The sequence below is a fragment of the Pseudomonas sp. JAI120 genome (assembly GCF_014207255.1).
Taxonomy (GTDB): domain Bacteria; phylum Pseudomonadota; class Gammaproteobacteria; order Pseudomonadales; family Pseudomonadaceae; genus Aquipseudomonas.
Genome location: NZ_JACHCZ010000013.1, coordinates 1 through 5214, shown reverse-complemented (window position 1 = coordinate 5214; position 5214 = coordinate 1). Strand labels below are relative to the sequence as shown.

The following is a 5214-nucleotide window of genomic DNA, read 5'->3' as shown; positions in this document are numbered from 1 at the left end:
GAAAGCTCTTAACCAACCGCTCTTTAACAACTGAATCAAGCAATTCGTGTGGGTGCTTGTGGAGTCAGACTGATAGTCAACAAGATTATCAGCATCACAAGTTACTCCGCGAGAAATCAAAGAATAACCAACGATTGCTGAGCCAAGTTTAGGGTTTCTTAAAAACCCAAAGATGTTTGAACTGAAGAGTTTGATCATGGCTCAGATTGAACGCTGGCGGCAGGCCTAACACATGCAAGTCGAGCGGTAGAGAGAAGCTTGCTTCTCTTGAGAGCGGCGGACGGGTGAGTAATGCCTAGGAATCTGCCTGGTAGTGGGGGATAACGTTCGGAAACGGACGCTAATACCGCATACGTCCTACGGGAGAAAGCAGGGGACCTTCGGGCCTTGCGCTATCAGATGAGCCTAGGTCGGATTAGCTAGTTGGTGGGGTAATGGCTCACCAAGGCGACGATCCGTAACTGGTCTGAGAGGATGATCAGTCACACTGGAACTGAGACACGGTCCAGACTCCTACGGGAGGCAGCAGTGGGGAATATTGGACAATGGGCGAAAGCCTGATCCAGCCATGCCGCGTGTGTGAAGAAGGTCTTCGGATTGTAAAGCACTTTAAGTTGGGAGGAAGGGCCATTACCTAATACGTGATGGTTTTGACGTTACCGACAGAATAAGCACCGGCTAACTCTGTGCCAGCAGCCGCGGTAATACAGAGGGTGCAAGCGTTAATCGGAATTACTGGGCGTAAAGCGCGCGTAGGTGGTTTGTTAAGTTGGATGTGAAATCCCCGGGCTCAACCTGGGAACTGCATTCAAAACTGACTGACTAGAGTATGGTAGAGGGTGGTGGAATTTCCTGTGTAGCGGTGAAATGCGTAGATATAGGAAGGAACACCAGTGGCGAAGGCGACCACCTGGACTGATACTGACACTGAGGTGCGAAAGCGTGGGGAGCAAACAGGATTAGATACCCTGGTAGTCCACGCCGTAAACGATGTCAACTAGCCGTTGGGAGCCTTGAGCTCTTAGTGGCGCAGCTAACGCATTAAGTTGACCGCCTGGGGAGTACGGCCGCAAGGTTAAAACTCAAATGAATTGACGGGGGCCCGCACAAGCGGTGGAGCATGTGGTTTAATTCGAAGCAACGCGAAGAACCTTACCAGGCCTTGACATCCAATGAACTTTCTAGAGATAGATTGGTGCCTTCGGGAACATTGAGACAGGTGCTGCATGGCTGTCGTCAGCTCGTGTCGTGAGATGTTGGGTTAAGTCCCGTAACGAGCGCAACCCTTGTCCTTAGTTACCAGCACGTAATGGTGGGCACTCTAAGGAGACTGCCGGTGACAAACCGGAGGAAGGTGGGGATGACGTCAAGTCATCATGGCCCTTACGGCCTGGGCTACACACGTGCTACAATGGTCGGTACAGAGGGTTGCCAAGCCGCGAGGTGGAGCTAATCCCAGAAAACCGATCGTAGTCCGGATCGCAGTCTGCAACTCGACTGCGTGAAGTCGGAATCGCTAGTAATCGCGAATCAGAATGTCGCGGTGAATACGTTCCCGGGCCTTGTACACACCGCCCGTCACACCATGGGAGTGGGTTGCACCAGAAGTAGCTAGTCTAACCTTCGGGAGGACGGTTACCACGGTGTGATTCATGACTGGGGTGAAGTCGTAACAAGGTAGCCGTAGGGGAACCTGCGGCTGGATCACCTCCTTAATCGACGACATCAGCTGCTCCATAAGTTCCCACACGAATTGCTTGATTCATTGAAGAAGACGATAAGAAGCAGCCCGAAATTGGGTCTGTAGCTCAGTTGGTTAGAGCGCACCCCTGATAAGGGTGAGGTCGGCAGTTCGAATCTGCCCAGACCCACCAATTTTGTGTGGGAAACGCCTGTAGAAATACGGGGCCATAGCTCAGCTGGGAGAGCGCCTGCCTTGCACGCAGGAGGTCAACGGTTCGATCCCGTTTGGCTCCACCACTACTGCTTCTACGTTATGAAAGCTTAGAAATGAGCATTCCATTGAAAGATGGTGAATGTTGATTTCTAGTCTTTGATTAGATCGTTCTTTAAAAATTTGGGTATGTGATAGAAAGATAGACTGAACGTTACTTTCACTGGTAACGGATCAGGCTAAGGTAAAATTTGTGAGTTACTCTGAATTGAGTATTATCGAATTTTCGGCGAATGTCGTCTTCACAGTATAACCAGATTGCTTGGGGTTATATGGTCAAGTGAAGAAGCGCATACGGTGGATGCCTTGGCAGTCAGAGGCGATGAAAGACGTGGTAGCCTGCGAAAAGCTTCGGGGAGTCGGCAAACAGACTTTGATCCGGAGATGTCTGAATGGGGGAACCCAGCCATCATAAGATGGTTATCTTGTACTGAATACATAGGTGCAAGAGGCGAACCAGGGGAACTGAAACATCTAAGTACCCTGAGGAAAAGAAATCAACCGAGATTCCCTTAGTAGTGGCGAGCGAACGGGGACTAGCCCTTAAGTGGCTTTGAGATTAGCGGAACGTTCTGGAAAGTACGGCCATAGTGGGTGATAGCCCTGTACGCGAAAATCTCTTAGTCATGAAATCGAGTAGGACGGAGCACGAGAAACTTTGTCTGAATATGGGGGGACCATCCTCCAAGGCTAAATACTACTGACTGACCGATAGTGAACTAGTACCGTGAGGGAAAGGCGAAAAGAACCCCGGAGAGGGGAGTGAAATAGATCCTGAAACCGTATGCGTACAAGCAGTGGGAGCCCACTTTGTTGGGTGACTGCGTACCTTTTGTATAATGGGTCAGCGACTTATTTTCAGTGGCGAGCTTAACCGAATAGGGGAGGCGTAGCGAAAGCGAGTCTTAATAGGGCGTCTAGTCGCTGGGAATAGACCCGAAACCGGGCGATCTATCCATGGGCAGGTTGAAGGTTGGGTAACACTAACTGGAGGACCGAACCGACTACCGTTGAAAAGTTAGCGGATGACCTGTGGATCGGAGTGAAAGGCTAATCAAGCTCGGAGATAGCTGGTTCTCCTCGAAAGCTATTTAGGTAGCGCCTCATGTATCACTGTAGGGGGTAGAGCACTGTTTCGGCTAGGGGGTCATCCCGACTTACCAAACCGATGCAAACTCCGAATACCTACAAGTGCCGAGCATGGGAGACACACGGCGGGTGCTAACGTCCGTCGTGAAAAGGGAAACAACCCAGACCGTCAGCTAAGGTCCCAAAGTTATGGTTAAGTGGGAAACGATGTGGGAAGGCTTAGACAGCTAGGAGGTTGGCTTAGAAGCAGCCACCCTTTAAAGAAAGCGTAATAGCTCACTAGTCGAGTCGGCCTGCGCGGAAGATGTAACGGGGCTCAAACCATACACCGAAGCTACGGGTATCACGTAAGTGATGCGGTAGAGGAGCGTTCTGTAAGCCTGTGAAGGTGAGTTGAGAAGCTTGCTGGAGGTATCAGAAGTGCGAATGCTGACATGAGTAACGATAATGGGTGTGAAAAACACCCACGCCGAAAGACCAAGGTTTCCTGCGCAACGTTAATCGACGCAGGGTTAGTCGGTCCCTAAGGCGAGGCTGAAAAGCGTAGTCGATGGAAAACAGGTTAATATTCCTGTACTTCTGGTTATTGCGATGGAGGGACGGAGAAGGCTAGGCCAGCTTGGCGTTGGTTGTCCAAGTTTAAGGTGGTAGGCTGAGATCTTAGGTAAATCCGGGATCTTAAGGCCGAGAGCTGATGACGAGTTAACTTTTAGTTAACGAAGTGGTTGATGCCATGCTTCCAAGAAAAGCTTCTAAGCTTCAGGTAACCAGGAACCGTACCCCAAACCGACACAGGTGGTTGGGTAGAGAATACCAAGGCGCTTGAGAGAACTCGGGTGAAGGAACTAGGCAAAATGGCACCGTAACTTCGGGAGAAGGTGCGCCGGTGAGGGTGAAGGACTTGCTCCGTAAGCTCATGCCGGTCGAAGATACCAGGCCGCTGCGACTGTTTATTAAAAACACAGCACTCTGCAAACACGAAAGTGGACGTATAGGGTGTGACGCCTGCCCGGTGCCGGAAGGTTAATTGATGGGGTTAGCTAACGCGAAGCTCTTGATCGAAGCCCCGGTAAACGGCGGCCGTAACTATAACGGTCCTAAGGTAGCGAAATTCCTTGTCGGGTAAGTTCCGACCTGCACGAATGGCGTAACGATGGCGGCGCTGTCTCCACCCGAGACTCAGTGAAATTGAAATCGCTGTGAAGATGCAGTGTATCCGCGGCTAGACGGAAAGACCCCGTGAACCTTTACTATAGCTTTGCACTGGACTTTGAATTTGCTTGTGTAGGATAGGTGGGAGGCTTTGAAGCGTGGACGCCAGTCTGCGTGGAGCCAACCTTGAAATACCACCCTGGCAACTTTGAGGTTCTAACTCAGGTCCGTTATCCGGATCGAGGACAGTGTATGGTGGGTAGTTTGACTGGGGCGGTCTCCTCCTAAAGAGTAACGGAGGAGTACGAAGGTGCGCTCAGACCGGTCGGAAATCGGTCGTAGAGTATAAAGGCAAAAGCGCGCTTGACTGCGAGACAGACACGTCGAGCAGGTACGAAAGTAGGTCTTAGTGATCCGGTGGTTCTGTATGGAAGGGCCATCGCTCAACGGATAAAAGGTACTCCGGGGATAACAGGCTGATACCGCCCAAGAGTTCATATCGACGGCGGTGTTTGGCACCTCGATGTCGGCTCATCACATCCTGGGGCTGAAGCCGGTCCCAAGGGTATGGCTGTTCGCCATTTAAAGTGGTACGCGAGCTGGGTTTAGAACGTCGTGAGACAGTTCGGTCCCTATCTGCCGTGGACGTTTGAGATTTGAGAGGGGCTGCTCCTAGTACGAGAGGACCGGAGTGGACGAACCTCTGGTGTTCCGGTTGTCACGCCAGTGGCATTGCCGGGTAGCTATGTTCGGAATAGATAACCGCTGAAAGCATCTAAGCGGGAAACTAGCCTCAAGATGAGATCTCACTGGGACCTTGAGTCCCCTGAAGGGCCGTCGAAGACTACGACGTTGATAGGTTGGGTGTGTAAGCGCTGTGAGGCGTTGAGCTAACCAATACTAATTGCCCGTGAGGCTTGACCATATAACACCCAAGCAATTTGACTACTCGAAAGAGCATCAGATTGCGGTGTGTGAAGACGCAATGAACCGAAAGTTCGATGCTCACAAAACACCGA

2 tRNA genes and 2 rRNA genes are annotated in these 5214 nt (G+C 51.2%); all 4 read left to right on the top strand.

The window, feature by feature from the left end:
* Positions 1-178 precede the first annotated feature (178 nt).
* The 4 genes from HDC32_RS31820 to HDC32_RS31805 all read left to right on the top strand — a co-directional run bounded on the left by HDC32_RS31820 (position 179) and on the right by HDC32_RS31805 (position 5120).
* Positions 179-1715, top strand: a 16S ribosomal RNA gene (locus tag HDC32_RS31820).
* Between the two features lie 82 nt (positions 1716-1797).
* A tRNA-Ile gene (locus tag HDC32_RS31815) sits at positions 1798-1874 on the top strand.
* A 30-nt stretch (positions 1875-1904) separates the two neighbouring features.
* A tRNA-Ala gene (locus HDC32_RS31810) sits at positions 1905-1980 on the top strand.
* A gap of 248 nt (positions 1981-2228) precedes the next feature.
* A 23S ribosomal RNA gene (locus HDC32_RS31805) occupies positions 2229-5120 on the top strand.
* The 16S and 23S rRNA genes sit together here with 2 tRNA genes alongside, the layout of an rRNA operon.
* The last annotated feature ends 94 nt before the right edge of the window (positions 5121-5214 follow it).